At 61.4% G+C, this 25,202-nt stretch carries 23 protein-coding genes; 7 read left to right on the plus strand and 16 right to left on the minus strand.

Features of this window, described 5'->3' with window-relative positions; translation table 11 throughout:
• Positions 1–17: 17 nt before the first annotated feature.
• The 3 genes from AB6803_RS02470 (at position 18) to AB6803_RS02480 (ending at position 3,741) form a co-directional block, all read left to right on the plus strand.
• Complete coding sequence (locus AB6803_RS02470) at positions 18–1,514, plus strand: ABC transporter substrate-binding protein (RefSeq protein WP_371107368.1); 1,497 nt, start codon at positions 18–20, stop codon at positions 1,512–1,514.
• 138 nt (positions 1,515–1,652) lie between these two features.
• Complete coding sequence (locus AB6803_RS02475) at positions 1,653–2,450, plus strand: SDR family NAD(P)-dependent oxidoreductase (RefSeq protein WP_371107369.1); 798 nt, start codon at positions 1,653–1,655, stop codon at positions 2,448–2,450.
• Positions 2,451–2,583: 133 nt separating this feature from the next.
• The gene (locus AB6803_RS02480) at positions 2,584–3,741 is read left to right on the plus strand and encodes a M20 family metallopeptidase (protein ID WP_371107370.1); all 1,158 of its coding nucleotides are present in this window, start codon (positions 2,584–2,586) and stop codon (positions 3,739–3,741) included.
• A 130-nt stretch (positions 3,742–3,871) separates the two neighbouring features.
• Here the strand turns inward: AB6803_RS02480 and AB6803_RS02485 are convergent, their stop codons facing one another.
• The 4 genes from AB6803_RS02485 to AB6803_RS02500 all read right to left on the minus strand — a co-directional run bounded on the left by AB6803_RS02485 (position 3,872) and on the right by AB6803_RS02500 (position 7,894).
• The gene (locus tag AB6803_RS02485; RefSeq protein ID WP_371107371.1) at positions 3,872–4,486 is read right to left on the minus strand and encodes an O-methyltransferase; all 615 of its coding nucleotides are present in this window, start codon (positions 4,484–4,486) and stop codon (positions 3,872–3,874) included.
• A gap of 111 nt (positions 4,487–4,597) precedes the next feature.
• The gene (locus tag AB6803_RS02490; protein WP_371107372.1) at positions 4,598–5,350 is read right to left on the minus strand and encodes an ABC transporter ATP-binding protein; all 753 of its coding nucleotides are present in this window, start codon (positions 5,348–5,350) and stop codon (positions 4,598–4,600) included.
• On the minus strand, positions 5,344–6,408 hold the full coding sequence (locus AB6803_RS02495) for a FecCD family ABC transporter permease (RefSeq protein ID WP_371107373.1): 1,065 nt from the start codon (positions 6,406–6,408) through the stop codon (positions 5,344–5,346). Before AB6803_RS02495 ends, AB6803_RS02490 begins: the two co-directional genes overlap by 7 nt.
• 160 nt (positions 6,409–6,568) lie before the next feature.
• On the minus strand, positions 6,569–7,894 hold the full coding sequence (locus tag AB6803_RS02500) for an NAD(P)/FAD-dependent oxidoreductase (RefSeq protein WP_371107374.1): 1,326 nt from the start codon (positions 7,892–7,894) through the stop codon (positions 6,569–6,571).
• Between the two features lie 252 nt (positions 7,895–8,146).
• Between AB6803_RS02500 and AB6803_RS02505 the strand changes: the two genes are divergently transcribed.
• Positions 8,147–8,623, plus strand: coding sequence for an Lrp/AsnC family transcriptional regulator (locus AB6803_RS02505; protein ID WP_007697831.1), 477 nt, complete (start codon positions 8,147–8,149; stop codon positions 8,621–8,623).
• 26 nt (positions 8,624–8,649) lie between these two features.
• On the opposite strand, the gene AB6803_RS02510 is transcribed toward AB6803_RS02505, so the two are convergent.
• From AB6803_RS02510 to AB6803_RS02540, 7 genes are all read right to left on the minus strand, one after another.
• On the minus strand, positions 8,650–10,311 hold the full coding sequence (locus AB6803_RS02510; protein WP_371107375.1) for an ABC transporter ATP-binding protein: 1,662 nt from the start codon (positions 10,309–10,311) through the stop codon (positions 8,650–8,652).
• Positions 10,311–11,153, minus strand: a complete 843-nt coding sequence (locus AB6803_RS02515) for an ABC transporter permease (RefSeq protein ID WP_371107376.1) — start codon at positions 11,151–11,153, stop codon at positions 10,311–10,313. Before AB6803_RS02515 ends, AB6803_RS02510 begins: the two co-directional genes overlap by 1 nt.
• A gap of 2 nt (positions 11,154–11,155) precedes the next feature.
• A complete protein-coding gene (locus AB6803_RS02520; RefSeq protein WP_153364247.1) occupies positions 11,156–12,106 on the minus strand; it encodes an ABC transporter permease in 951 nt (316 codons plus the stop codon).
• Positions 12,107–12,202: 96 nt separating this feature from the next.
• A complete protein-coding gene (locus tag AB6803_RS02525) occupies positions 12,203–13,813 on the minus strand; it encodes an ABC transporter substrate-binding protein (protein ID WP_371107377.1) in 1,611 nt (536 codons plus the stop codon).
• Positions 13,814–13,887: 74 nt separating this feature from the next.
• Complete coding sequence (locus AB6803_RS02530; RefSeq protein WP_371107378.1) at positions 13,888–14,604, minus strand: HAD-IA family hydrolase; 717 nt, start codon at positions 14,602–14,604, stop codon at positions 13,888–13,890.
• 292 nt (positions 14,605–14,896) lie between these two features.
• Positions 14,897–16,270, minus strand: a complete 1,374-nt coding sequence (locus tag AB6803_RS02535; protein ID WP_371107379.1) for an aspartate aminotransferase family protein — start codon at positions 16,268–16,270, stop codon at positions 14,897–14,899.
• An 11-nt stretch (positions 16,271–16,281) separates the two neighbouring features.
• Positions 16,282–17,121 (minus strand): GNAT family N-acetyltransferase, encoded by an 840-nt coding sequence (locus tag AB6803_RS02540; RefSeq protein WP_371107380.1) that lies wholly within the window; start codon positions 17,119–17,121, stop codon positions 16,282–16,284.
• Between the two features lie 340 nt (positions 17,122–17,461).
• On the opposite strand from AB6803_RS02540, the gene AB6803_RS02545 reads away from it, so the two are divergent.
• Both AB6803_RS02545 and AB6803_RS02550 read left to right on the plus strand, forming a co-directional pair.
• Positions 17,462–18,130, plus strand: a complete 669-nt coding sequence (locus tag AB6803_RS02545) for a haloacid dehalogenase type II (RefSeq protein ID WP_371107381.1) — start codon at positions 17,462–17,464, stop codon at positions 18,128–18,130.
• Between the two features lie 14 nt (positions 18,131–18,144).
• Entirely contained in the window at positions 18,145–19,422 is a 1,278-nt protein-coding gene (locus AB6803_RS02550) for an NAD(P)/FAD-dependent oxidoreductase (RefSeq protein ID WP_371107382.1), read from the plus strand.
• 16 nt (positions 19,423–19,438) lie between these two features.
• Here AB6803_RS02550 and AB6803_RS02555 read toward each other — a convergent pair whose 3' ends face one another.
• Positions 19,439–19,837 carry a RidA family protein gene (locus AB6803_RS02555; RefSeq protein ID WP_371107383.1) on the minus strand — a complete coding sequence of 133 codons (399 nt, stop codon included), beginning with the start codon at positions 19,835–19,837 and terminating at the stop codon, positions 19,439–19,441.
• 165 nt (positions 19,838–20,002) lie between these two features.
• Between AB6803_RS02555 and AB6803_RS02560 the strand changes: the two genes are divergently transcribed.
• Complete coding sequence (locus AB6803_RS02560) at positions 20,003–20,593, plus strand: TetR/AcrR family transcriptional regulator (RefSeq protein ID WP_371107384.1); 591 nt, start codon at positions 20,003–20,005, stop codon at positions 20,591–20,593.
• A 90-nt stretch (positions 20,594–20,683) separates the two neighbouring features.
• Here AB6803_RS02560 and AB6803_RS02565 read toward each other — a convergent pair whose 3' ends face one another.
• The 4 genes from AB6803_RS02565 to AB6803_RS02580 form a co-directional block, all read right to left on the minus strand.
• Entirely contained in the window at positions 20,684–22,138 is a 1,455-nt protein-coding gene (locus AB6803_RS02565) for an NAD-dependent succinate-semialdehyde dehydrogenase (protein ID WP_371107385.1), read from the minus strand.
• 20 nt (positions 22,139–22,158) lie between these two features.
• Positions 22,159–23,202, minus strand: coding sequence for a tartrate dehydrogenase (locus AB6803_RS02570; RefSeq protein ID WP_371107386.1), 1,044 nt, complete (start codon positions 23,200–23,202; stop codon positions 22,159–22,161).
• Positions 23,203–23,211: 9 nt separating this feature from the next.
• On the minus strand, positions 23,212–24,675 hold the full coding sequence (locus AB6803_RS02575) for an aldehyde dehydrogenase (RefSeq protein ID WP_371107387.1): 1,464 nt from the start codon (positions 24,673–24,675) through the stop codon (positions 23,212–23,214).
• A 157-nt stretch (positions 24,676–24,832) separates the two neighbouring features.
• Positions 24,833–25,186 carry a cupin domain-containing protein gene (locus tag AB6803_RS02580; RefSeq protein ID WP_371107388.1) on the minus strand — a complete coding sequence of 118 codons (354 nt, stop codon included), beginning with the start codon at positions 25,184–25,186 and terminating at the stop codon, positions 24,833–24,835.
• Positions 25,187–25,202 lie beyond the last annotated feature (16 nt).

Raw genomic sequence — 25,202 nt, forward strand, 5'->3', positions numbered from 1 at the left:
CAAAGGGGTAGTAGATTATGCATTTCAAGTTCTTATCCGCAGCGGTCCTTGCCACGAGCCTTCTGGTTCCGACAGCCCATGCGCAATCGGCCAAGGATACGCTGACGATCGACCTGCCGAATGATGCGGCCACGCTCGATCCGCATCTTCAATGGGACACGGACAGCTACAGCGTCTATCGCAATATTTTCGACAATCTCGTCACCCGCGACACGTCGGGCGCGATCGTGCCGCAGATCGCGACATCCTGGAAATATCTCGACGACAAGACCCTTGAATTCCAGATTCGCGACGATGTGACCTTCCAGGACGGCAGCAAGCTGACGGCCGAGGATGTTGCCTACAGCATCAACCGTATCATCGATCCGGCTCTGAAGAGCCCGCAATTGTCGCAGTTCAACCAGATCATCAAGGCCGAGGCCACCAGCCCGACCATGGTGAAGATGACGACGAAGTCGCCCTATCCGGCGCTGATTGCCCAGCTTGTCAAACTGTCGATCGTGCCGAAAGCCTATGTCGAGAAGGTGGGTGCCCAGGAGTTCAATCTGAAGCCGATGGGCAGCGGTCCCTACAGGCTGGTGCAGTGGCAGAAGGGCGTACAGACCGAGCTTCAGGCGAACGATCATTATTGGCGCGCAAAACCGCCCTTCGAACATGTCGTTTTCCGCGCCGTGCCCGATGTCTCCACTCGTATTGCCGACCTGAAGACGGGTAAGGCCGATCTCGTTCGTGATCTTCCTTCCGATCAGGCAATTGCACTGAAGAGCGGCGAGGAGGTGCAGGTGCTCTCGGTTCCGACCGAGCGCGTTGGCTATATCTACATCAACGCCCAGGCCGGCGCGACGCAGGATGTCCGCGTGCGCCAGGCGATCGCCTACGCCATCGACAGGCAGACCCTGGTCGATGCGCTGTTGCAGGGCTTCGGCTCCCCAGTCAACGTCGTCGGCGCCAAACCGATCTTTGGTTACACCGAGAGGGTCGAAGGCTACCCCTTCGATCCGGACAAGGCGCGCGCCTTGATCAAGGACGCGGGCGCAGAAGGGGCGAAGATCGAGTTTCTGACCTCGCCCTCCTATGATCGATCGATGGTGGAAGCCATCCAGCAGATGCTGAATGATGTGGGTCTCGATACGACGATCACTTCGCTCGATCAGGCGACCTTCCTGAAGCGTCGCCAGGGAGACGCCAAGGACGCCGGCAGCATGGCTTTCGGCCGCTGGTCCTGCGCCTGCCAGGATGCGGACGGGGTCATCTTTCCGCTGTTTCGCACCGGCAGCAGCTGGGCGAAATACAGCAACCCGCAGTTCGACGCTCTCGTTGACGATGCCCGTTCGACACTCGACAGCGACAAGCGGCTGGAGGACTATCGGAAGGCCTATGAAATCCTGAAGCAGGATGTGCCCGGCATCGGTCTCTACCAAGGCGATGCCGTCTATGGCGCCAGCAAGAGCCTGAAGTGGCAGCCGAGCCCCAACGAGGCGATGTTTGTCATGGACATGAGCTGGCGGCAATGAACCGGGAGCGACCGACATGTTGAGCGGCAATGCTTGGTTGTTGGCTCAGTCGTTACGTCTTTTCCCTTCCATCAAGGAGCTGGGCGGCTGGTTGGATGACCGGCCAGTCCCCGGCTCTCGTTAGCGCTGAGGCTTATCATGGAATTTGAAAACAAGACTGTCGTCGTCACCGGAGCTGCCGGTGTCTTCGGGCGCTGGATCGCTGCGTATTTCGCCCGGCAAGGCGCGCGGCTTTGCCTTTCGGATATTCGAAGGGAAGAGCTCGAAGCCGCCGTCAGGGAGCTTCGGCTCAATCCGGCGAAGGTCTTGTTGCACACGACGGAATTGACCGACGACGCCTCGCTGTTGGATCTCGTCGACCTTGTGCGCCGTGAGTGGAAGGCGCCGGATATCCTGATCAACAATGCCAGCATCTATACCAACTTCAGCCTGCTCGACATGGAGTTTTCCGACTGGGATCGTGTCTTCAGTGTCAATTTGCGCGCGCCCTTCGTGCTCACCCGGGAGATGGCCAAGCTGATGATTGCCGAGAAGCGCAAAGGTTCGATCATCAACATCTCCTCGGGGACAGCCCGGCGGATGCCGAACGAATCCGTTGCCTATTGCACCTCCAAGACTGCAATCGAGCGTCTTTCGAAGGGTTTCGCGTTGGAGCTGGCCACGCACGGTATTCGCGTCAATGTGGTCGAGCCGAATTTCACGCCGGGCAGCGCCGTCAGCCGGTTGAATGACGAGTATGTGACGAATATTATGCTGCGTATTCCGCTCGCCCGGTCGAACGGACCGGACGATGCGCCAGCGGCGATCGGCTATCTCTGCTCCGAAAAGGCAAGCTTTGTCACCGGCGCCGTGCTTAGCGTTGACGACGGCAATTCCATCGATGCTTTTGAAAGTGGCCAAATGGGCCGGATGCCTGGCATCGCCGCCAATCGTTGAGGCATGCGGTAAGGGACTTACTTGGTCGATGACTGTGATAAGTCTTTCTGTATCAATAGGCGGAGACGATCTGCCGATTCTGACCCGCCGGATACCTCTCACTACCGCATGACCTCTCAACCGGACGCCTTCCATGCCCCTTGCTATTTCCCCCGATGACATCGACCAGGCCGCGCTGCTTTCGGAATTACAGCGCTGGGTGGAGATCGAAACCCATACGCCGGATGCCGATGCCGTGAACCGATTGGCCGACCGTGTCGAGGCGATTGCCCGGGAAGCCGGTCTTGTGGTGGAGCGGACACCAGGAACCATGGGGTTCGGCGATATCTTGGCGGTACGTTCGCCTCGCCCCGCCGGCAGCAACCAGAAGAGCACGCTCATCCTGGCCCATCTGGATACGGTTCATGCCGCCGGCACGATCAAGAACCAGCTGCCCTGGCGGCAGGAGGGCGATCGCCTCTACGGACCTGGTATCTACGATATGAAGTCCGGCGCCCTGATGGCGCTGGAGGCGATGAAGCTTGCGGTCCGCCACGGCTCCGGCCCGAAGCTGCCCGTCGATCTGCTGTTCATGCCGGATGAGGAGATGGGCAGCCTTAGCTCCCGCGCTCTCATCGAGGCCTATAGTCGCAATGCCGGCTACGCACTGGTGGTCGAGCCCGCCCGCGACGGTGGCAAGATCGTCGTCGCGCGCAAGGGCGTGGCCATGTACGACATTATCGTTCGGGGTCGCGCCTCCCATGCCGGCACCCGGCCGCAGGATGGTCGCAGCGCCGTCCGCGCGGCCGCAAGGCTGGTGCTCGAACTCGAAGCATTGAACGACCCCACGCGCGGCGTCACGGTAACTGTCGGCACTATTCACGGCGGAACCGGGCGCAACACCGTACCGGCGGAATGCCAGATGCAGGTCGACGTGCGCGTGCCCGATGAACAGACGGCGACGGAAGTCCTCGGCAAGATCGAGGCCCTGAAGCCGGTTGATCCGGATATCACGATCGAGATCAGCGGCGGTCTCAACAGGCCGCCATTCCCGCAATCCGAAGGCGGCAAACGGCTTTTTGACCATACTGCGGGGATTGCTGCCGAACTCGGAATCAAGCTGGAAGGCGTCATCACCGGCGGCGGTTCGGACGGCAATTTCACGGCAGCCCTTGGCGTCGCCACACTTGACGGGCTGGGCGCGGATGGCGCCGGCGCTCATACGTTCGACGAATATATTCTTGTCAGCAGCGTCGCGCCGCGCACCGCGTTGCTTGCCAATCTGATGTTGACGCTCGACGGCAAGGAATGACGCCCGGCGGTGGGTAAGAGGTTTGCTTTCGCCGCTGGCTCAGGAATTTAATCGATATGCGGCGCTTTCGAATGGATCGGCTCAGACTATGGCGCCTGGCGCGAAGGATGTCTCGCCTTCCGCCCCAGGATCACGGGTCGAAACGGCTGACCTCGATCCCCATACCGACAGGTAACAGCACGCTGGTGATTCCGGCCTTGGCCCGGACGGCCCGGCCATAGGCCTGCACATCCTCGTTTCCGGGACGGATCATGTTGTCGGCGATGATGATCGCACCTGGATTGAGCTTGGGGTAGAAAGCCTCCAGGCAGGGCACATAGAGATCCTTCCAGAGATCGACCAGCACAAAGTCGACGCCGACCGTCAGCTCGGAGATCATCTGCACGGCGTCACCGACCTTGAAGTCGATATGGCCGGCAAGTCCGGCCTTCGTCGCCTTGTCGCGGGCATAGGCCGATTTGTAGTCATGCAATTCCATCGTGATCAGCCGGCCGCCGGTCGCACGGGCGGCTTCCGCCAGCCAGATACCGGAATAGCCGAAGGAGGTGCCGAGTTCGAGGATGTTCGGCGCCCTCAGGCTCTTGGCGATGATGTTGAGCAGGCGGCCGGTTTCCGGGCCGACGGCGCGCATCCGGCGATCCTGGCCGCCATCGCGGCCGCCGGGCGGCATGTCGCGCGGCTTGCTCTGCTCTTCCCGGATCAGCTCGTGATATTCATCGAGCACTGCCAAGATTTTGTCGTCCATATCCGATCCTCTATCCAACTGCGGACTGCGGCGCGCACGATAGGAGCGAATTTTGTGGCCGTCGAGGCTGCCGAGCGACGTGTACGGTTCGTGTCACTCCAACGTGATCGATCAAATCGCTCCGTCGACGATCACCATGGGGCTGCCGCGGGAACATGTCTCGACGCGGGCATCGATCCTGTAGATATCGCGCAGCATCCCGGTGGTGATGACGTCGGGTGTCGCGCCGCTCGCCGCCATTTTGCCCTGCGCGATGACGATGGTGTTTTCGCAGTAGCGGAGCGCGTGGTTGAGGTCGTGGAGCGCGATCAGAACGATCATGCCGTCCCGCTTGGCGAGATCGGTAATGAAGCTCAGCACCTCGATTTGCCGGTGAAGGTCGAGTGCCGATGTCGGTTCGTCCATCAACAGGATTTCGGGGCGGCGAATGAGTGCCTGTGCCAGCGAAACGAGCTGGCGCTGACCGCCGGAAAGCTCGCCGAGGCCGCGAAACGCAAGGTTTTCGATATGCAATGCCTTGAGGATCGCGTCGATTTCGGCCAGTTCGTCGTCGGCGACCCGCCAGCCGCTGCCTTGCTTTGCTGAAAGCAGGACCGACTCGTAAACGGTGAGAACCGCATTGGCGCCGGTATCCTGTGGCATGTAGCAGATCGAGCGTGGTCCTCGCGCGGTGTCGGTGAGTTCGACCAGTCCCGGCCCCTTGATCAGACTGGCGATCCGCTTGAACAGCGTCGACTTGCCGGCCGCGTTGGGGCCGATGATCGCCGTAACGCTGCCGCCCTTGAGGTCGCTCAGGGTGACATCGGACAGCACCTTCACCTTGCCGTAAGACGCTCCGACCTGATCGAGTGCCAAAGCTACCATGAACGCCTCCTGCTGCCGAAAATCAGGATGAAGAAGAAGGGAACGCCGACCAGCGCGGTGATCACTCCGATCGGCAGGATCGCGCCGGGGATGATGATCTTGCTGAGAACCGAGGTTGCCGACAGGAGCAGGGCGCCGCAGACGACCGATGCGGGCAGGAAGAAGCGCTGGTCTTCGCCGACGATCATGCGCGCCATGTGAGGACCGACGAGACCGACGAAGCCGATCGTGCCGACGAAGGATACGGGGATGGCGGCAAGCAGGCTGACGAGCATCATCGTCCGCAGGCGCAGCGCCCGCACGTTGACGCCCATGCTCGCGGCCTTGTCGTCGCCGAGGCGCAGCGCCGTCAGCGCCCATGCGTCCCGCATGAACAACGGCAAGATGACGACAAGCATGCCGGCGATGATCGCGACCTTGGGCCAGGTTGCCTTGGTGAAGCTACCCATCGTCCAGAACACTATTGCCGAAAGCGCCTGTTCGGATGCCAGATATTCGAGCAGCGACAGGGCTGCGTTGAAGGTGAATACCAGGGCGATGCCGAGCAGGACGATGGTCTCGACGCTGACGCCGCGCATGGTCGAGGCAAAGTGGATGAACATTGCCGCCGCCATCGCCATGATGAAGGCGTTGATCGGCACCATATAGGCGACCGCTCCGGGATAGAGCGCGACGCCGCCGACAAGCGCGAGAGCCGCGCCGAAACTTGCCGCCGCCGAAATTCCGAGCGTGAACGGGCTTGCCAGAGGATTGGCGAGGATCGTCTGCATCTCCGCGCCCGAAACCGACAGGGAGGCACCGACGACAACGGCCATCAACGCGATCGGCATGCGGATATCCCATATGACGACGCGCAATTGAATAGCCGCGTTGGCAGGATCGAAAATCGCGGACAGAACCTGCTGCAGGGTATAGTTGGCCGGGCCAAGCGCCATGTCGAGCGCTATGCTCACGCAGAGCGCGACGCCGAGAAGCGCCAGGATGATCAGGCGGCGGAAGACCCGGAAGCGATACTGTTCGCCTCCGGTCACAGTGGCTTGAAGCGTCCCAACGGACATGGCGGCTTGTCCTTCGGCAAAATGCGAGAGGCCGGCTTACGCTCGAAGATCGACCATAAGCCAGCACCAGGCTCGAGCCATCGCTCGATGAAAACTGAGACCCTGTATGCTTTTATGAGGAAAGCAGTCAAGTTCAATTTGGCAACGAGCGGGCGAAGGATCAGAAATCCGCAACCCTGCCCCAGACCGAGCCGTTCAACCGGTCCGGATAGTAGGGTTTCGGATCGACGATCGGCTCTGCACCCGTGACGAGATCAGCGACGAGATGGCCTGCTCCGGGACCAATCCCGAATCCGTGGCCGCTGAAGCCTGCCGCCAGAATCAGTCCCGGCAGGGTCGGTATCTCACCGATCGCCGGAACGCCGTCGGGTGTGCTGTCGATATAGCCGGCCCAGGTGGCCATGACTGGCGTCTGGGCAAGCGCCGGAAGCAGCGCCCGTGCCCGCTCCAGGGTCGCTTCGATCTGCTGGCGATCCGGACGGGGGTCGAGAATGCGGTTGCGCTCCATCGGCGTCGGCCGATCGAGCCGCCAGCGCGACAGGGTTTCATGACCGTTCTTTAAGCCTTCCAACCCGCCGGGCGCGAGGCTGCGTCGGCGCTTGATGAACATCGGCACGAAATGGCGCGCGAAGCGGAGCTGCTGCAGGGTCGGATCGACACGGGCGCGACCGCTGATGGCGAGCGTATAGCCGCCGTCCCTCCGGCGCGTGGCGGAGACCGCGGCAGTGTGCAGCGCTGCCGGCAAGCCCTCGGCGCCAGGGGCGACCGAGAGGATCGAGGAGCGAATCGCGGCCTGTGGAAAGCGGATGCCGAGCTGCCGGCAAAAGGACGATGCCCAGGCGCCGCCGGCCATCACAACGGTTCGGGTGCGGATGGTGCCGGCCTCGGTGACGACGCCGCTGACGCGGCCGCCTTCGACCTCGAGACCGCGCGCCGCACACATCTGGTGGACGCTGCCGCCGAGCGCCATGATGGCGCGGGCGACGACAGGGGCAGCCCGGGACGGATCGGCGGTGCCGTCCGTTGGCGAGAAGACCCCGCCCTTCCATTGCCGACCGGTCGCCACCCCGAATTCGCTCGCCTTTTTGCCGTCGAGCATATGGGTGGTGACGCCGACGCCGCGGGCAAATTCGCCCCAGCGCGCCCAGCCGGCGAGCTCGGCATCGTCATTGCTCAGATAGAGCAGGCCGCAGCGACGAAATCCGGTATCCTCGCCGCTGTCCTTGCCGAAATCCTCCCAAAGGGCCAGGCTCTTGGTGGAGATCGGCAGTTCGCGGGCATCCCTGTTCTGCTGCCGGCACCATCCCCAGTTCCGACTGGATTGTTCGGCACCGATCCGGCCTTTTTCGATAAGAGCGACCTTCAGGCCGTGCCGTGCGAGATAATAGGCCGTAAAGACGCCGACGATGCCGCCGCCGATCACTACCGCATCGGCCACGTCAGGCAGAACGGGCGAAGTTTCGATGTGCAGAAGGGGGGCGGGCATGGCTTTCTCCGGGTTTCAGGCAAGCATTCTAGCCGAGCTTTCGCCACGCAAATGCTGCAGATCGCCGCCAGACAGCATTTCCTTTGGTAGCGCCCTTCTATCACGAATGCTTGTGCTAAGATCAGGATTTTACGAGATTATATTGACATGATCAGGGTTGATTCCGCTTGCTAACCGAGGCTTTCCGCCTAAAATGACGGAAGATTATTCCGTATGGCGGCGTGCCGCTGCCGATAAGAGGGGAGCACGCCGATGAAGCTCGACCGGATCGACATCAAGATTCTCTACGAATTGCAGAAGAATGGCCGCATCACCAATGTCGAGCTGGCCGAACTCGTCAATCTTTCGCCTAGCCCTTGCCTGATGCGAGTGAAGAAGCTGCAATCGGAAGGCTATATCGCCGGCTACTCGGCGCAGATCAACATCGCCAAGCTCGGGCAGACGCTGACCGTCTTTACCGAAGTCACGCTCAAGAACCACCGCCAGATCGATTTTGCCCGCTTCCTCGCGGCGGTCGAAAAAGTGGATTCAGTTGTCGAATGCCATCTCGTTTCCGGTGGCTACGATTATCTGGTGAAGTTCGTCACCGCCGGCATTGCTGAGTACCAGACGACGATGGAACGGTTGATCGACATGGAGATCGGTATCGATAAGTATTTCAGCTTCGTCGTGCTGAAATCGCCGATCGTCAAGGCGCATATGCCGCTGACCAGCCTGTTTCCGGTCTGACGTCTTTCCGGCGTGCGAAACGCCTGTCAGCGTTTCGCGAAAGCCCGCATCAGTTCGGGATCTTGCTCCAGGCCGTCCAGCCAACCGATGTCGAGCTTCGGCACGGAGGAGAAGAGCAGCTTGGAATAGGGATGCTTGGCGCCGTTGGCGAGATCGGCGGATGCAAGCTGCTCGATCTTCTCGCCGCCGTACATGACGATGATCTCGTCGCAGATAGCCTGCACCGTCGACAGATCATGGCTGATGAAGACGTAGGAGAGGCTGAGCTCGCGCTGCAGCTCCTTGAGAAGGTCGATGATGGCGGCGGCAACGACTGTGTCGAGGGCTGAGGTGATTTCGTCGCAGAGGATGAGCTTGGGCTCGGCTGCGAGTGCGCGGGCAAGGTTGACGCGCTGCTTCTGGCCGCCGGATAGTTCCGGGGGGCGCCGGTGCTTGATGGCTCTCGGCAGGTGAACCATGTCGAGGAGTTGGTCAATGCGCGCCTCGCGCTGCTTGCCGCCGAGATTGCTATAGAAGGAGAGCGGCCGGCCGAGGATATCGCCGATGGATTTGGCCGGATTGAGCGCCGTATCGGCGAACTGGAAGACGATCTGCAGCTTGCGCAGTTCTTCGCGCTGGCGCTGCCGGGCGTCGGCAGCAAGCTGCTTGCCGTCGAAGATGATATCGCCGGAAACCGGCGGCAGGATCCCCGCTATGGCGCGGGCAAGGGTCGATTTTCCGCAGCCGGATTCGCCGATGACACCGATATTGTGGCCGGCTTCGAGCTTGAGGCTTACTGATTTGAGCGCCGTTGCCGTCGGCAGGCCGTTCGGTAGGATCGGCCCATAGCCAGCGACAATATCGGTGACCTCCAGCAGGGCCGGCGTCTTTTGTGGATCGGTCGGCGCGGGGGAGGCGTAGAGCTTGGGTTCGAAAGCGCCGAGCAACTGGCACGTATAGGGATGGGCGGGGGCAGAAAGGATCTGCTCGGTCTTGCCGATTTCCTGGACCTCTCCGCCCTTCAGCACGACGATCCGGTCGGCGACCTGGGCGACGACCGCGAGGTCGTGGGAGACGTAGACGCCGGCGATCCCGCCCTTCTTCATCACCGATTTGAAGGCCCGGAGAACCTCGATCTGCGTCGTCACGTCGAGCGCGGTCGTCGGCTCGTCGAAGATCACGAGCTTCGGGTCGCCGATCAGCGCCATCGCAGCCGAAAGACGCTGCAACTGGCCGCCGGACACCTGATGCGGATAGCGCGAACCGATCGTCTCCGGGTTCGGCAGGCTCAAGGCCCTGAAGAGTTCGACGGCGCGGGCCTTTGCCTCTTCCGCCGGCATGAGATCATGAATGCGGGTGATTTCGATCACCTGCTCCATGATGGTCTGCGCCGGGTTGAAGGCGGCAGCGGCACTCTGCGGGATATAGGCGACTTCGGTGCCGCGAATGCGGGCTCTCGCCTTTTCCGGCAGGCTTGCCATGTCCTTGCCGGCAAGCAGAACCTCGCCGCCGCTGATCCGGCATCCCGGCCGCGCGTGACCCATCAGGGTGAGCGCGATCGTCGTCTTGCCCGAGCCGCTTTCGCCGATCAGGGCGACGATCTCACCCTCTTCGATATCGAAGCTCACGCCACGGATGATCTCGACCAGGCGGCCGGAGTCGGTTTTGGCCTCGACCTTCAGGTCGCGAATTTCGACGAGCTTGGCCATCAATTGCTCCGGTCTCGGATTTTCTGGGGCAGGTTGTCGATCAGCAGGTTGACGCTGATCGTCAGGCTGGCGATCGCTATGCTCGGGAAGATCACCGCCGGCGCACCAAAGGGCAGGCCGCCGATGTTTTCACGCACCAGCGCGCCCCAGTCCGCATTCGGCGGTTGCACGCCTAGACCAAGGAACGAGAGGCCCGACAGAAGCAGCACGATGAAGACGAAGCGCAAGCCCAGGTCCGCCATAACCGGCCCGAGGATATTGGGCAGGATTTCGGAGCGGATGAGATATAGCCCGCCTTCGCCGCGAGCACGGGCGACCGTGATGAAATCCATGGTGTTGATGTTGACCGCGAGCGCCCGCGAGAAGCGATAGGCCCCCGGCGTATAGATGACGGCAAGCGTCATGATCAGTACCGGGATCGAGGAGCCGACGCCGGCCACGACCACGAGGCCGAACAGCTTGCTGGGAATCGAGTTCAGCGCATCGAGAAAGCGACTGAGTGCGCTGTCGAACCAGCCGCCTGTCACGGCCGCAATCATGCCGAGCGCAACCCCGGTGAAACAGGAGATGCAGACGGCGGCAAGTGAGATGCCAACGGTATAGCGTGCGCCCATCAGGATACGGGAGAAGATATCACGGCCGAGATAGTCAGTCCCCAGCCAGAACTTCGCCGAGATCGGCCCGAAGTAGTCGAAGTCGACGATATCGCCGATCGGGTAGGGGATCAGCAGCGGCGCGAAGATGGCGATCAGCGCCCAGGCGAGGATGACGCCAAGGCCGATCATGCCGACGATGTTGAAGCGGAAGCCGAGCTTGCGGGGAGTGAACGCGGTAAGGGCCATGGTCAGCGCAACCTCGGATTGGACATGATGGCGATGATGTCGGCGATGGTGATCAGAAGCAGATAGACCAGACAGAAGATCATCGCGCAGGTCTGGATCAGCGGCAGATCGCGGGTGGCGACGGCATCCACCATCAGCTTGGCGATGCCCGGATAGTTGAAGATGGTTTCGACGATGATCACGCCGCCGAGCAGGTAGGAAAGCGAAAGCGCCACCGCGTTGACAATCGGGCCGAGCGCGTTCGGAAGCGCATGCTTCAACACCATACGCCGGCGCGAGGCGCCTTTGAGCAGGGCCATTTCCACATAGGGCGTGTTCAGCGTCTCGATCACGGCCGCGCGGGTCATGCGGATCATTTGCGCCGAGATCACGAAGCTGAGTGTGATGACCGGCATCGCGAAAACGCGCAGCATCTGCGAGAAGGAATGGATTTCATTGGCGAAGGCAAGCGCCGGCAGCCATTTGAGATAGACGGCAAAGATCAGCACCGCCGATGTGGCAACCATGAATTCGGGCACGGAAATGACGCCGATCGAGACCACCGTGACGATGCGGTCGTAGAGCGAGCCGCGCAGCATGGCAGCGGTAATGCCGAGCGTGAGCGCAATCGGAACCGAAAACAGCGCAGTGGCGGCAGCAAGCTTCAGCGAGTTTCCGAGCCGGGAACCGATCAGGTCTGCGATCGGCATGTTGTTGGCGTAGGAAATGCCGAGATCACCGGTGGCAAGGCCGGCGAGCCAGCGCACGAAACGCAGGATTGCCGGATCGTTCAGATGCATTGCGGCGCGCAGGCCTGCGACCGCCTCCGGGGTTGCTGCCTGGCCCAGCAGGATCTGGGCGATGTCTCCCGGCAGCATTTCGGTTGCGGCAAACACCGTGAAGGACACGATGAGTAGCGTGATCAAGGCCACGATCACACGGCCGAGCACGAGAGAAAGAACGTGGCGGTTCATATCATATCCCCATCGTGAGAACGAATGTGCCGAGCATACGGCAATGTACCCGACAAGTGGCGTCGAAACACCACCGGTCGGGCACGAAGGCAGGGATCAAGCGTCAAGCCAGACATATTCCGCGAAGGCATAGCCCATCATGCCGCCGAGCGGGTTGGCTTCCAAGCCGTGCAGTTTCGAGGAGATCGCGTCGACGTTGGAGATATAGGCCGGGATGGCGGTACCGGCATCTTCGGCGATCATCACCTGCATGTCACCGTAGATTGCCTTGCGCTTGGCCTGGTCGAGCGAACCGCGGGCTTCCAGCATCATGCTGTCGAACTTCGTGGACTTGAACTGGCTTTCGTTCCAGGGCGCGTCGGAAGAATAGAGCAGCGAGAAGAGGATATCCGGTGTCGGACGCGGGTTAATATTGCCGAAATGCATCGGCGCCTTCAGCCAGTAGTTCGACCAGTAGCCATCGGACGGCACGCGCTGGACATCGAACTTCATGCCGATGTCTGCGCCGGCCTGCTGGAGCACCATCGCCATGTCGATGGAAGAGCCCGCCGCTTCCGACGCCACCACCGGAATGGACTGGCCGAGAAGACCCGACTTCTGGAAGTGGAACTTGGCCTTTTCCGGATCGAAAGGTTTCGGCTTCAGATCGGCATTGTGGTAGATGCTGGCCGGCGGCACAGGCTGGTCGTTGCCGATTTCTGCAAGGCCGCGCAATGCCGATTTCTGGATGATCTCGCGGTTCAGCAGATATTTGACGCCCGTGACGAAGTCCTTGCTGCTGCCGGGGTTCATGTCGAGACGCATGTTAAGGTCGGTGTAGTTGCCGGAGGTGGTCTTCGACAGTGCCACGCCCGGCTGGCCGTCCAGAAGTCGCATGGAACGCGGGTTGACGGCAGCGGCGAGATGAATGTCGCCGGAGAGCAACGCATTGACGCGCGCCGAATCGTCCGCGATCGCGAAGAACTCGAAGGAGTCGAGGTGCGGACCGCCCTGCTTCCAGTAGTTCTTGTTCTTGGTGGCGAGGGAACGAACGCCTGGTTCGAAGACTTCGCAGACGAAGGCGCCGGTGCCGTTGGCCTTGCTGAAATCCGTCGTGCCGTCGGCGATGATCATGAAGTGATGGATGGCAAGGATCGTCGGAAGGTCGGCATTTGGATTGGCAAGGGTGATCTCCACGGTCAGCGGATCCACGGCCTTGATGCCGGTCATCTGCTTGGCGATCGCATTGACCTTTGAGCCGACGGCCGGGTCGAGATGGCGGTTCAGCGAATAGACGACGTCGGCCGAGGAAAGGCTCTTGCCGTTATGGAAGGTCACGCCCTTGCGCAACTTGACGGTCCAGACCTTGGCATCGGTGCTTTCGATGCTTTCGGCGAGTTCCATTTGCGTGACGCCGGCCTTGTCGAGGAAGGAGAGGCGGTTGTAGAAGGCGCAACAGCGGACATAGTCCGTGGAGAGCGATGCCTTGGCCGGATCGAGCGTGTCGGCGGTCGAGGAAGACCAGCCGGCCGCCTTCAGTGCACCACCCGAAACCGGGGTGGCAGCAAGAGCTGACGAGGCACGTCCGAAGATCGCGCCGCCTGCAACGGCTGCGACACCGCCGGCGAGCAGCATCTGCAGGAGATCGCGGCGGGTCGCGCCACGGCGAATGGCATTCTCGACCATGGCATCGTCTGCGCTGGTCCAATTCGTGATCTTGTCGTTCATTGCGTTCCCCTTGTTGTTAAGGTCGATTTGGCGTCCCGTCTTTTCCTGCGGGATCAATTCCGGGTATCACTGTGTCAGGCGGCCTTCACTGCCTCCACTGCGTCGGCAAGCCCTGCCATGGAGGTGAAATGGTAGTCGGGCTTGGTGAATTCCTTGGGCTCGATCGTGCCGCCATAGCCATTCTGGGCGTGGCGCCGCTGGATCCAGCAATTGGTCATGCCGAGCTGCCGTGAGATGCCGATATCGTGATACTGGCTCTGTGCGACATGCAGGATGTCGTCCTTCGATGCGCCTTCCTTGCCGACAAAGGCGAAGACCTGTTCGAAAAAGGCCGGATCGGGCTTTTCCGTCCCGGTATCGTCGGCGGTGAATGCGGCATAAAACGGGTTGCCGAGTTCCTTGGAGAAATGCTCGAAAGCCCAGCGGCGCGCATTCGTCATGGCGATCAGCTTGTAACGCGTGGACAGGCGCTTGAGGGCTTCGGCGCTATCGGGAAAGCCTTTCCAATCCTGGCAGGAATCGCGCAGGCGTTCGCCATATTTCTGCTCCGCCGGCAGGCCGAGCTTCGGGGCGATAGCGAGATAGACGCGAACCAGATCGTCAGGAAACAATCCTGCGTCGCCGGAATAGCGCTCAGCGCGATAAAGCGCGAGCGCTTCTTCACCGTCCACGGAGACGCCCTTTTCCGCTGCGATTGCGGCGAGGCAATCCTTGATGCCGCCCTCAAAGTCGATCAGGGTCCCGACGACGTCGAAGGTCAAATATTTGAAATCCGCTAAGCTCTTAACCAAGTGTCTGTCCTCGATGGAATGCGACCAATTCTGGTCGCCTCGGCTGAATGCAGAAGAATATGCTGTTCCCATACTGCCGAGGATTTTCTTGTATCTCCCGAAAACCTTGGTTTTTCGGGCTTTGGGTACCTTCAGCCATTTCAGTTTCGCAGCTAAGGCTCGCCGGATTCTCTGAATGGGAGAGCTGTGGCGGCACAAAATTGCGAATATGGCGGCAAAGCGGTATTTCGCTCATCCCGCCCATCGGCCGATGCGAAGCGCGCCGGCCAATGGCGAAATGTCCCGCGTGCGCTCAGACGAGGGCCGCGCGAACATCAGGATCGTTCAGCGTCTGGTCGAGCGTCTTGGCGGTGCGCTCGACGATCGCGTCGATCTCAGCCTCGGTGCAGCAGAGCGGCGGCGCATAGCCGAGAACGCCGTTGCCGAAGGCTCGAATGACGAGCCCGTTGTTCCAGGCGCGATCGAAGATGCGTCGCGAGGGATCGGCCGCTGCGGGCAGGGGCGTCTTGCGCTCCTTGTCGACCACCAGTTCGATCGCGGCAAGCATGCCGCGCCCGCGCACGTCGCCGACCAGCGGATGCGAAGAGAGCGATTGAAGACCGGCCATCAGCCGCGCACCCGCTTTCACGCCGTTTTCCAAGAGGCCGTTCTCATAAAGGCGCAGCACCTCGAGGCCGACCGCGGCACTGACAGGATGGGCGGAATAGGTATAGCCGTGGCCGATCGCGGCCGCGCCGGCACCGTCGGCGATCGTCTGGTAGACTTTCTCCGACAGGAAGACGGCGCCCATCGGCACGTAGCCGGAGGTCAGGCCCTTGGCGGTCGTCATCAGATCGGGGACGATGCCTTCGTCCGAGCAGGCGAACAGCGGGCCGGTGCGCCCGAAACCGGTGATGACTTCGTCGGCGACGAACAGAATATCGAGTTCGGTGCAGACATCGCGCATCGCCTTCATCCAGCCGGCCGGCGGAACCAGCACGCCGCCTGAGCCCTGGATCGGCTCCACATAGAAAGCAGCCACGCGCTCGACGCCGATTTCCTCGACCTTGGCGCGCAGCGCCTTGACCGAAGCGGCGATGATCGCCTGCGGATCGGTGCCAACAGGGTTGCGATAGGCGTAGTGTGTCGGAATCTTATGCTGCCAGTCGAGTGGCATGCCGAAGCCGGCGTGGAAGACCGGAAGCGCCGTCAGGCCCGCGCCGACGGTGGACGAGCCGTGATATCCCTGTTCGAGTGAGATGAACTGGTCCTTCGTCGGCTTGCCCAGTGAGTGATAGTAGTAGCGGATGAAGCGGACCGTGCTGTCGACGGCGTCGGAACCGCCAAGCGTGAAGTAGACGTGGTTGAGATCGCCGGGCGTTCGCTCGGCGAGTTCGGCCGCCAGCCGGATGGCCGGTTCGGAGCCAAGGCTGAAATAGCCGGTGGCATAGGGCAGCTCGCGCATCTGGCGCGCAGCGGCCTCGACGATGCTTTCCTGGCCATATCCGGCATTGACGCACCACAGGCCGGCAAAGCCGTCGAGCATCTGGTGGCCCGAGGCATCGGTGACGGTTGCGCCTTTGGCGGATTTCAGCACGCGGACGCCGGCCTGCTCATGGCCGCGATAGGAGGCAACGGGGTGAACGAGGTGGGCGCGGTCGAGTTCGATGAGGGAATTGCTCAGCATGATATCTCTCTTCAGCCCAAAGCCTGGCTGGCCAGGGCAAATGTGTGAACGCTTGGAACGGGTAAGGAAGCGGACGAAGGTGTCCGGCGCATCGGAATGCCGCCGCCGACATGGGTAAGGCCGTGCTCAGTCAGGAACGAAGCAAGGCCGGTTTCGACCCCGGTATCGACGCGCATGAAGACACCGGGCCTGGCCGCGAACAGGAAGCGGAGGAGGTCTTCCGCAGCCTGGGCAGTCTCCGCGATCACCGGACCGCAAAGCTCGCCGCGACCGAAAGGCCGCCAGGCAGCATAACCGTGAATCACTCCCGATTCGCGCAGAACCGCCAGTCGGCCCGCCCGAAATAAGCTCTGGATGAGCCCACTGCGATCCGCAGGATAGGCGACACGATCGAGAGCTACGACCTCATCGAGATCGGCCTCTGTCGCCCATTCGATTGTCTCCGGTGCGGTGCAGGCAGCAAGCATTCCCTGGTGCTGGACGATCGTGCCTGTCTTCCGAAAGCCGAGACTCTCGTAAAGCGGCAGGCCATCGGCTGTCGCTACCAGTCGGCACTCCCGTTCGCCGACGATATCGAGAGCCGCCTGCATGATGCGCCGGCCAATGCCGCGTCCACGCATCGATTCATCGACGATCACCATGTTGATGGTGGCGATCTGATTGCCATAGGGCGTGACGAAGATCGTCCCAACGACCTTTTCGTTCTCGATGGCCACGAGGCCGTTGCTGAGCTCCAGCAGCATCTGCCACTCTTCCAGCCGGTGCGGCCACCCGGCTTGACGTGACAGCGCCAGCGCCGATTGAAGGTGAGATTGGTCGAGGGGGCGAAGGTCGATCGCGGTTGCCTGCACAGGCTGTGTCTCCCATTCATTGCTTTCCTTTTTTGATAGACCCGCAACGGAAGAAGATCGTCCTGACGAGAGCATTCCGGCAATATCTTCCACCGTTCGCCGGCATGCCCGCCGCATCTTATGCTGGCCATTTGAGCCGACGGGGTGCTTTTGAACGTCCTATTGCCCGGTTATCGGCAATGCCGAAGGGTCATGTACGCAACTCTCTGCCAAAGCGGAGCGCGGATACAAAACTTTCTGCTTCTCGGCGGCGCAAATGCGGTGAACCGATGGAGAAAGGCTGCCTATGATGTCTTCATATCATCAAGCGCCTGCGCGGCACCCTGCAAGGATCCAAGACATGACGACGTTCCGGCCGAAATACATCACCTTCGATTGCTACGGCACTCTGACGAATTTCCAGATGGCCGAGGCTGCCCAGAAGATTTATGGTGGTGAGCTCGACCAGCCGCGCATGGCGCAGTTCATCAAGAATTTCGCCGCCTACCGGCTGGATGAAATTCTGGGGGACTGGAAACCCTATAATGAGGTGATCCACAATTCCGTAGAGCGCACCTGCCGCAAGAACGGCGTCACCTTCCGCGACGAGGATGCCCGCTCCATCTATGAGACGGTGCCGAGCTGGGGACCGCATGCCGACGTTCCGGCCGGACTTGCCAAGGTTGCCAAGGAAATTCCGTTGGTCATCCTCTCCAACGCCATGAACGAGCAGATCATGCACAATGTCGAAAAGCTCGGCGCGCCGTTCCATGCGGTCTTCACCGCGCAGCAGGCCAATGCCTACAAGCCGCGCTTCCAGGCGTTCGAATATATGTTCGACATGCTCGGCTGCAATCCGGAAGACGTGCTGCATTGCTCCTCGTCCTTCCGCTACGACCTGATGTCGGCCTACGATCTCGGCATCAAGCACAAGGTCTGGGTCAATCGCGGCCACGAGCCCGCCAACCCTTACTATGAATATACCGAAATCAAGGATATCTCCGGCCTGCCCGGCGTTGTCGGGCTCTGACGGGAGAGGCCGCCATGCAATTCAAGTCCTACTGGCACGACACAGCCCCGCGCTTTGAGAAGCAGAGCACGGCGCCGCTCGAAGGTCACTACGACGTCGCGGTGATCGGTGGCGGCTTTACCGGGTTGGGGGCAGCACTCCAGCTTGCCAAAGCCGGCGCAAAAGTGGTCGTGCTGGAGGCAGGCACAGTCGGCTCCGGCGCGTCTGGCCGCAATGGCGGCCATCTCAACAACGGCCTCGCCCATAGCTTCATCTCCGCCAAGGCCGAGCTCGGGGTCGAGAGGGCAAAGGCGCTCTATCGCGCCTTCGACGACGCTGTCGATACTGTGGAGCGGATCGTTGCCGAGGAAGCGATCGACTGCAATTTTCGTCGCGCCGGAAAGCTGAAGCTCGCATCCAAGCCGGCGCATTTCGAGGGGATCGCCAAGAATTTCGAGGCGGTCAATCGCGAGATCGATCCGGATACCGCGCTGCTGACGGCTGATGATCTCAAAAGGGAAGTCGGATCTACCGCGTTTCACGGGGCGATGCTCTCCAAGAAGAGCGCCATGATGCATATGGGCCGCTATGTGGTCGGCCTTGCCGAGGCGGCGGTTCGTCATGGGGCCACGATCTTCGAGAACGCGGCTGTGACCGACAGGAAGATCAATGGCGGCCGGCATGAATTGACGACCGTGCGCGGCAAGGTTTCGGCCGACAACGTTTTCCTGGCGACCGGCGCCTATACACCCAGCATTTTCAGCTATTTCCGCCGACGTATCATCTCGGTCGGCAGCTTCATCATCGCTACGCGTCCGCTGACGGAGGCCGAGGTCGGCGCGACCATGCCCGGCAATCGCACCTGCGTCACCTCGCTCAATATCGGCAATTATTTCCGGCTTGCTCCGGACAATCGTCTGATATTCGGCGGCCGGGCACGCTTTTCCGCGACGTCGGATCAGCGCTCGGACGGCAAGAGCGGCGAAATCCTGCGCGCCGGCCTTGCCGAGATCTTTCCGCATCTGGCCAAGGTCGAAATCGATTATTGCTGGGGTGGTCTGGTCGACATGACTAAGGACCGTTTCCCGCGCGCCGGCTATGTCGATGGGTTGTGGTACGCGATGGGCTATTCCGGCCATGGCGCGCAAATGGCGACCCATATGGGCATGATGATCGCTGATGCCATCCTGGGTAAGACGGATCGCAATCCCGTCAAGAACCTCGCCTGGCCCGCCGTCCCGGGACATTTCGGCAAGCCCTGGTTCCTGCCGCTGGTCGGCGCCTATTACAAGACACTCGACCGCTTTCAGTAGCCGGAAATTTCCGGAATTAGGCCTTCGCTGGGATGCGGGCAATGACCTTGATCTCGAAATCGAAGCCGGCGAGCCAGTTCACGCCGATTGCGGTCCAGTTCGGATAGGGCGGCTCGCGGAAAACCGTCTGTTTGACGGCCATGATTGTTGGAAACTGGTTTTCAGGGTCGGTGTGGAACGTCGTGACATCGACGATGTCATCGAACGTGCAGCCTGCCGCGTGCAGCGTTGCCTTGAGGTTTTCGAAGGCCAACTGCACCTGGCGTTCGAAAACAGGTTCGGGCGTCCCATCGGAACGGCTGCCGACCTGCCCCGACACGAACAGGAGGTCTCCGGACCGAATGGCAGCGGAATAGCCATGTTCCTCGTAAAGGGCATGGCGGTTGGCGGGGAAGATTGCTTCGCGTTTGGTCATTCCTGATCTTTCTTCATCGATGTTGACAGGCGCCAGACAAGCGCAGCACGAACTGTGAGCTTCACAGGCCGCCGCCTCATCTGATATACGGTACGTATGTGAAATAACCATATACGGCCCGTATGTCAAATCTATATACGCAGCGTATATGAAATTGAGGGCGAGATGGCAAAACGACGTGTCGAGACGATGGAGGAGAACCGTGCCAAGTTGATCGCGGCGGCACGAAGGGCCTTTGCCGAAAAGGGATATTCGGCCGCCTCGATGGATGAGTTGACCGCCGAAGTCGGTCTGACACGGGGCGCTCTTTATCATAATTTCGGTGATAAGCGCGGGCTTCTGGCGGCGGTCGTCGATCAGATCGACTCGGAAATGGCGTCGCGCGCCCAAGAGATCGGCGTTCTCGCGGGCGATGATTGGAAAGGCCTGCTTGCCGAAGGCGCGGCCTATATCGAGATGGCGCTTGTTCCGGAGGTCCAACGCATCGTTCTGCTCGATGGACCCGCAGTGTTGGGTGATCCGTCGAAATGGCCCAGCCAAAGCAGCTGCCTTCAGGCAACCAAGCAGACAGTGGAGCGTCTTATCGCCCAGGAGGCCCTGAAACCGGTCGACGCAGAGGCGGCAGCCCGGCTTCTCAGTGGCGCCGCGCTCAATGCCGCGCTCTGGGTCGCCGCCAGCGACGATCCGCAGCATGTGCTGCCCAGGGCTGTCGAGACCTTTCAAGCCTTAGCGTCGGGCCTTCTTCTGAAGGCGTGAACTTCTACTGGCAAAGAAGTTGCTACGATGTCCGTTCTGCAAGTCAGTTTAGGGCGCGGCTTTCACCGCCGCCCCATTCTGGCAGATATGTCAGGCAAGCCCGCCGATGTGGAAGGTCTTCATCTCGAGATATTCCTCGATGCCATATTGCGAGCCCTCGCGTCCAAGTCCGGATTGCTTGACGCCGCCGAAGGGGGCGACTTCGGTGGAAATGGCACCTGTGTTGAGGCCGACCATGCCGAATTCCAGTGCTTCGCCAACTGCCCAGGAGCGCTTTAGGCTTTCGGTGTAGAAATAGGCGGCCAGTCCGAACGGCGTGCCGTTGGCAATGGCGATGGCCTCGTCATCAGTCTTGAAGCGGAAGAGCGGTGCGACCGGCCCAAAGGTCTCTTCGCTGGCAAGCAGCATGTCGGTTGTTGCGCCCGAGAGCACCACCGGGGCGGCATATTGACGGCCCTCCGGCAGGTTCGAAGCCTTGGCGATGATCTTCGCGCCCTTTTCGACGGCGTCGCTGACGTGGCGTTCGATCTTGTCGATGGCGGCCGCGTTGATCATCGGGCCGATATCGACGCCGGCCTGCGTGCCGGGGCCGACCTTCATGGCGGAAACGCGAGCCGCAAGCTTGTCGGCAAAGGCGTCATAGACGCCGTCCTGCACCAGGATACGGTTCGAGCAGACGCAGGTCTGGCCGCCATTACGGAATTTGGAAGCGATGGCGCCTTCGACGGCGAGATCGAGATCGGCATCATCGAAAACGATAAAGGGCGCATTGCCGCCGAGTTCGAGGCTAAGCCGCTTGATGTTGTCGGCCGCGCCGCGCATCAGGAGCGCACCGACGCGGGTCGAGCCGGTAAACGAGATTTTGCGCACCGTTTCGTTGTGCATAAGCTCGTTGCCGATTTCGGTCGGCATGCCGGTGACGATGTTGATGACGCCGGCGGGAATGCCCGCCCGTTCGGCCAGAACGCCAAGCGCCAGTGCCGAATAGGGCGTGAAGTCGGAGGGCTTGATCACGACGGTGCAGCCGGCTGCAAGCGCCGGCGCCACCTTGCGGGTGATCATCGCATTCGGGAAGTTCCACGGCGTGATGATGCCGCAGACGCCGACCGGCTGCTTGAGGACGACGATGCGCCGGTCGCGGGTCGGTGAGGGGATGGTCGTGCCGTTGATGCGGCGTGCTTCCTCGGCGAACCACTTGACGAAGGAGGCGCCGTAGCGAATTTCGCCACATGCTTCAGCGAGCGGCTTGCCCTGTTCGGTCGTCAGGATCAGGCCGAGATCGTCGCAATTCTCGATCATCAGATCGAACCAGGCTTCGAGCAGCAAGGCGCGCTCGGCATGGGTCTTCTCGCGCCAGGCCGGGAAGGCGGCATTGGCGGCGTCGATGGCGGCGCGGGTTTCAGCTCCGTCCATATCGGGAACGGTGCCCATCACGGCCTGCGTTGCCGGATCGATGACATCGACGGTCTTGCCGGAGGCGGCGTCGCGCCAGGTTCCACCGATCAGGCCTTGCTGGCGAAACAGGCTCTTGTCCTTGAGGTCCATTAGTGTCGCTTCCTTGTCGTTCAGGCGAGTGCGTTCAGCACAGCATAGGTGATTGCGTCGGTCTTGTCCTTGCCGGGAACCGTGCCGATACCGGCCTCTGTCGCAGCGGCGATGGCATCCATGATCTCGGTCGCCGCTGCCTTTTCGCCGAGATGATCGAGCATCATCGCGGCCGACCAGATGGCGGCGATCGGATTGGCGATGCCGAGATGAGCTATATCGGGGGCGGAGCCGTGCACCGGCTCGAACATCGACGGCGCGCTGCGGTCAGGGTTGAGGTTGGCGGAGGCGGCAAAGCCGAGGCCACCCTGGATGGCGGCGCCAAGGTCGGTCAGGATATCGCCGAACAGATTGGAGGCGACGATGACGTCGAGGCTTTCCGGCGCCATCACCATGCGCGCCGCCATGGCGTCGATATGGTAGTTCGTGACGCTGACATCGGGATATTCGGCAGCCAGCCGCGCGGTCATCTCGTCCCAGAAGACCATGGAATATTTCTGCGCATTCGATTTGGTGACGGAAGCGAGCTTGCCGCGCCGCGCGCGGGCCTGCTCGAAGCCGAAGCGCAGGATGCGTTCCACGCCCGCCCTGGTGAAGATCGAGGTCTCGACGGCGACTTCGTTAGCCGTTCCCTGATGCACGCGCCCGCCGGCGCCGGAATATTCGCCCTCGGTATTTTCGCGAATGCAGACGATGTCGAAGTCACGGGCCTTCAGCGGTCCTTCGACGCCCGGCAACAGACGATGCGGCCGGATATTGGCATATTGCTCGAAGGCCTTGCGGATCGGCAGCAGCAGGCCATGAAGCGAAACGGAATCGGGGACTTCGGCTGGCCAGCCGACGGCGCCGAGCAGGATGGCGTCGAAACCGCGCAGCGTCGCAATGCCGTCAGCCGGCATCATCGCGCCCGTTTCCTTGTAGTAGGCGCAGGACCAGGGGAAGCTGGTCGGCTGAAGTCCGAAGCCCGCCTTGGCCGCCACTTTCTCCAAGACCTGCCATGCGGCGGCGATGACGTCCGTGCCGATGCCGTCTCCGGGGATGAGAGCGATTTTATAGGTCTTCATGTCAGGTCCTCAAATGTTGATCAGCACGGACTTGCTCCGACGATTGGCGAGATAGGCGTCGCGGCCGAGGTCCTTGCCGATGCCGGAGCTCTTATAGCCGCCGGTCGGCAGAATATGGTCGCGCGAACGGCCGTAGCGGTTGACCCAGATGGTTCCCGCCTGAAGCTGGCGCGTGACGCGAACGGCGCGGGAAAGATCGCGCGTGAACAGCCCCGCCGCAAGCCCGTATGTCGGATGATCGGCAAGCAAAAGCGCTTCCTCCTCCGTCTCGAAGGTCTGCAGCGTCAGCACAGGCCCGAAAATCTCCTCGGTGACAGCGGGCGAATTCTGGTCGACATCGGCAAGCAGCGTCGGGGCATAGAAATAGCCCTGATGGTCCAGCCGCACGCCGCCGGTCAGGCATTCCGCACCGGCATCGATCGCGGCTTGCACGAGGCTATCGATCCGTCCGATCTGGCGCTCCGAGATGATCGGGGAATATTGGCTTTGCTCGTCCCAGGTCGGACCGGGCTTGATACTACGCATATGCGTCAGGATCGCTTCCGCCAGAGGCTCGGCAATCGAGCGCTCGGCGATCAAACGTGAACCCGCGACGCAGGCCTGCCCGGCATTGGAGAGAATGTTGCGAGCAATCGCCTCTGCGGCCAGATCGAGATCGGCATCAGCAAAGACGAGTTGCGGGCTCTTGCCCCCCAGTTCCAGCGTCATCGGCTTCACGCCGGTGCGGGCGATATTCTCCATGATCGCCGAACCGGCCCCCGTCGAGCCGGTGAAGCTGATCTTGCCGATGCCGGAATGGCCGGTGATCGCAGCACCCGTCGTCGGGCCGTCGCCGAGGACGATGTTGATCAAGCCAGCCGGAATACCGGCACGCACCGACAACTCTGCCATATAGAGCGTCGAAAACGGCGTCATCTCGGATGGTTTGAGCACGATGGCGTTGCCGGCCGCAAGCGCAGGACCGATCTTCCAGCCGGCCATGGAAATCGGGAAGTTCCAGGGCGTGATCGCACCCACGACCCCATAGGGTTCGGTCATGATCATGCCGAGGCTGTTGCCGTCGGTCGGCACGAGGTCGCTGCCTTCCTTGTCGGCGAATTCGGCGAAGAAGCGGATCTGTTCGGCGGTGATCGCGACATCGCCGGCGATAAGTTGTCCGATCGGGCGGGTCGAGGACACCGCCTCCAGTCGCGCAAGTTTCACCGCTTCCTCTTCCATGAGGTCGGCCCACCGCACCAGGGCCTTGGTCCGCTCACGCGGTCGAAGTGTCGCCCAGCCGCTCGTCTTCAGCGCGTTGCTTGCCGCCGCGACGGCATGGTCGACGATATCCTTTCCGGCGATTGGGCATTCCGCGAAAGCAGCCCCGTCCGAAGGGCGATGCATGGTCAATTCGCCGCGTGCCTCCACATAGCGGCCATCAATGAAGTGTCCGCTTGGAAGTTCGAGCGAATCTGGGTCGAAACTGAGGGTCATGGCTGTTCCTTGCCGCAGGGTCGCTCAAGTCTATCGGCTGCGTCCTGGCAGTTTCCATCGAGTCCTTGCAATGTCGCGATGGAATATCCCGTTTGCCCTTGGCGTTTCAGTGCAAGATTCGGCGCCTCGAAGACCGGAAGGTCCGCGAGGCAGGTCATCAGGTGACCGTTACGTAGATCTTGCGAACAGTCTCTATCGTCCGCCACACACCCTTGTAGCCCGGCTTCATGACGAAGCTGTCGCCTGCGCGATAGGTTACCGGTGCGCAGCCTTCCTCGGTCAATTCGATGACGCCCTGAAGGATATGGCAGAATTCGAAGGTCTCACCCTTGATAGAATGGTTTTCGCCCGGGGTCGCTTCCCAAACGCCTGTGTTGATCATCCCCTCACGGGCGCTGTCCTGGGCCCAGGTCTTGAAGGATGGATCTCCCGAGATCAGCCGCTCCGGCAGGGCTTTGGACTGCCTGGGCTCGAAGGACGGCGCGGGGTCGATGGTTTTCAGCAGGGACATGGGATTCCTTTCGCGA

The sequence above is a fragment of the Rhizobium sp. RCC_161_2 genome (genome assembly GCF_041355235.1).
In the GTDB taxonomy this organism is placed as follows: Bacteria; Pseudomonadota; Alphaproteobacteria; order Rhizobiales; family Rhizobiaceae; genus Rhizobium.

What these genes read in the sequence shown, in the direction of transcription:
- AB6803_RS02570 (WP_371107386.1), bottom strand. Translation starts at nt 23,202, where the DNA reads ATGAAGACCTATAAAATCGCTCTCATCCCCGGAGACGGCATCGGCACG.
- AB6803_RS02560 (WP_371107384.1), top strand. Translation starts at nt 20,003, where the DNA reads ATGGCAAAACGACGTGTCGAGACGATGGAGGAGAACCGTGCCAAGTTG.
- AB6803_RS02555 (WP_371107383.1), bottom strand. Translation starts at nt 19,837, where the DNA reads ATGACCAAACGCGAAGCAATCTTCCCCGCCAACCGCCATGCCCTTTAC.
- AB6803_RS02565 (WP_371107385.1), bottom strand. Translation starts at nt 22,138, where the DNA reads ATGGACCTCAAGGACAAGAGCCTGTTTCGCCAGCAAGGCCTGATCGGT.
- AB6803_RS02520 (WP_153364247.1), bottom strand. Translation starts at nt 12,106, where the DNA reads ATGAACCGCCACGTTCTTTCTCTCGTGCTCGGCCGTGTGATCGTGGCC.
- AB6803_RS02515 (WP_371107376.1), bottom strand. Translation starts at nt 11,153, where the DNA reads ATGGCCCTTACCGCGTTCACTCCCCGCAAGCTCGGCTTCCGCTTCAAC.
- AB6803_RS02480 (WP_371107370.1), top strand. Translation starts at nt 2,584, where the DNA reads ATGCCCCTTGCTATTTCCCCCGATGACATCGACCAGGCCGCGCTGCTT.
- AB6803_RS02495 (WP_371107373.1), bottom strand. Translation starts at nt 6,408, where the DNA reads ATGTCCGTTGGGACGCTTCAAGCCACTGTGACCGGAGGCGAACAGTAT.
- AB6803_RS02485 (WP_371107371.1), bottom strand. Translation starts at nt 4,486, where the DNA reads ATGGACGACAAAATCTTGGCAGTGCTCGATGAATATCACGAGCTGATC.
- AB6803_RS02525 (WP_371107377.1), bottom strand. Translation starts at nt 13,813, where the DNA reads ATGAACGACAAGATCACGAATTGGACCAGCGCAGACGATGCCATGGTC.
- AB6803_RS02535 (WP_371107379.1), bottom strand. Translation starts at nt 16,270, where the DNA reads ATGCTGAGCAATTCCCTCATCGAACTCGACCGCGCCCACCTCGTTCAC.
- AB6803_RS02580 (WP_371107388.1), bottom strand. Translation starts at nt 25,186, where the DNA reads ATGTCCCTGCTGAAAACCATCGACCCCGCGCCGTCCTTCGAGCCCAGG.
- AB6803_RS02500 (WP_371107374.1), bottom strand. Translation starts at nt 7,894, where the DNA reads ATGCCCGCCCCCCTTCTGCACATCGAAACTTCGCCCGTTCTGCCTGAC.
- AB6803_RS02470 (WP_371107368.1), top strand. Translation starts at nt 18, where the DNA reads ATGCATTTCAAGTTCTTATCCGCAGCGGTCCTTGCCACGAGCCTTCTG.
- AB6803_RS02575 (WP_371107387.1), bottom strand. Translation starts at nt 24,675, where the DNA reads ATGACCCTCAGTTTCGACCCAGATTCGCTCGAACTTCCAAGCGGACAC.
- AB6803_RS02550 (WP_371107382.1), top strand. Translation starts at nt 18,145, where the DNA reads ATGCAATTCAAGTCCTACTGGCACGACACAGCCCCGCGCTTTGAGAAG.
- AB6803_RS02505 (WP_007697831.1), top strand. Translation starts at nt 8,147, where the DNA reads ATGAAGCTCGACCGGATCGACATCAAGATTCTCTACGAATTGCAGAAG.
- AB6803_RS02475 (WP_371107369.1), top strand. Translation starts at nt 1,653, where the DNA reads ATGGAATTTGAAAACAAGACTGTCGTCGTCACCGGAGCTGCCGGTGTC.
- AB6803_RS02490 (WP_371107372.1), bottom strand. Translation starts at nt 5,350, where the DNA reads ATGGTAGCTTTGGCACTCGATCAGGTCGGAGCGTCTTACGGCAAGGTG.
- AB6803_RS02545 (WP_371107381.1), top strand. Translation starts at nt 17,462, where the DNA reads ATGACGACGTTCCGGCCGAAATACATCACCTTCGATTGCTACGGCACT.
- AB6803_RS02510 (WP_371107375.1), bottom strand. Translation starts at nt 10,311, where the DNA reads ATGGCCAAGCTCGTCGAAATTCGCGACCTGAAGGTCGAGGCCAAAACC.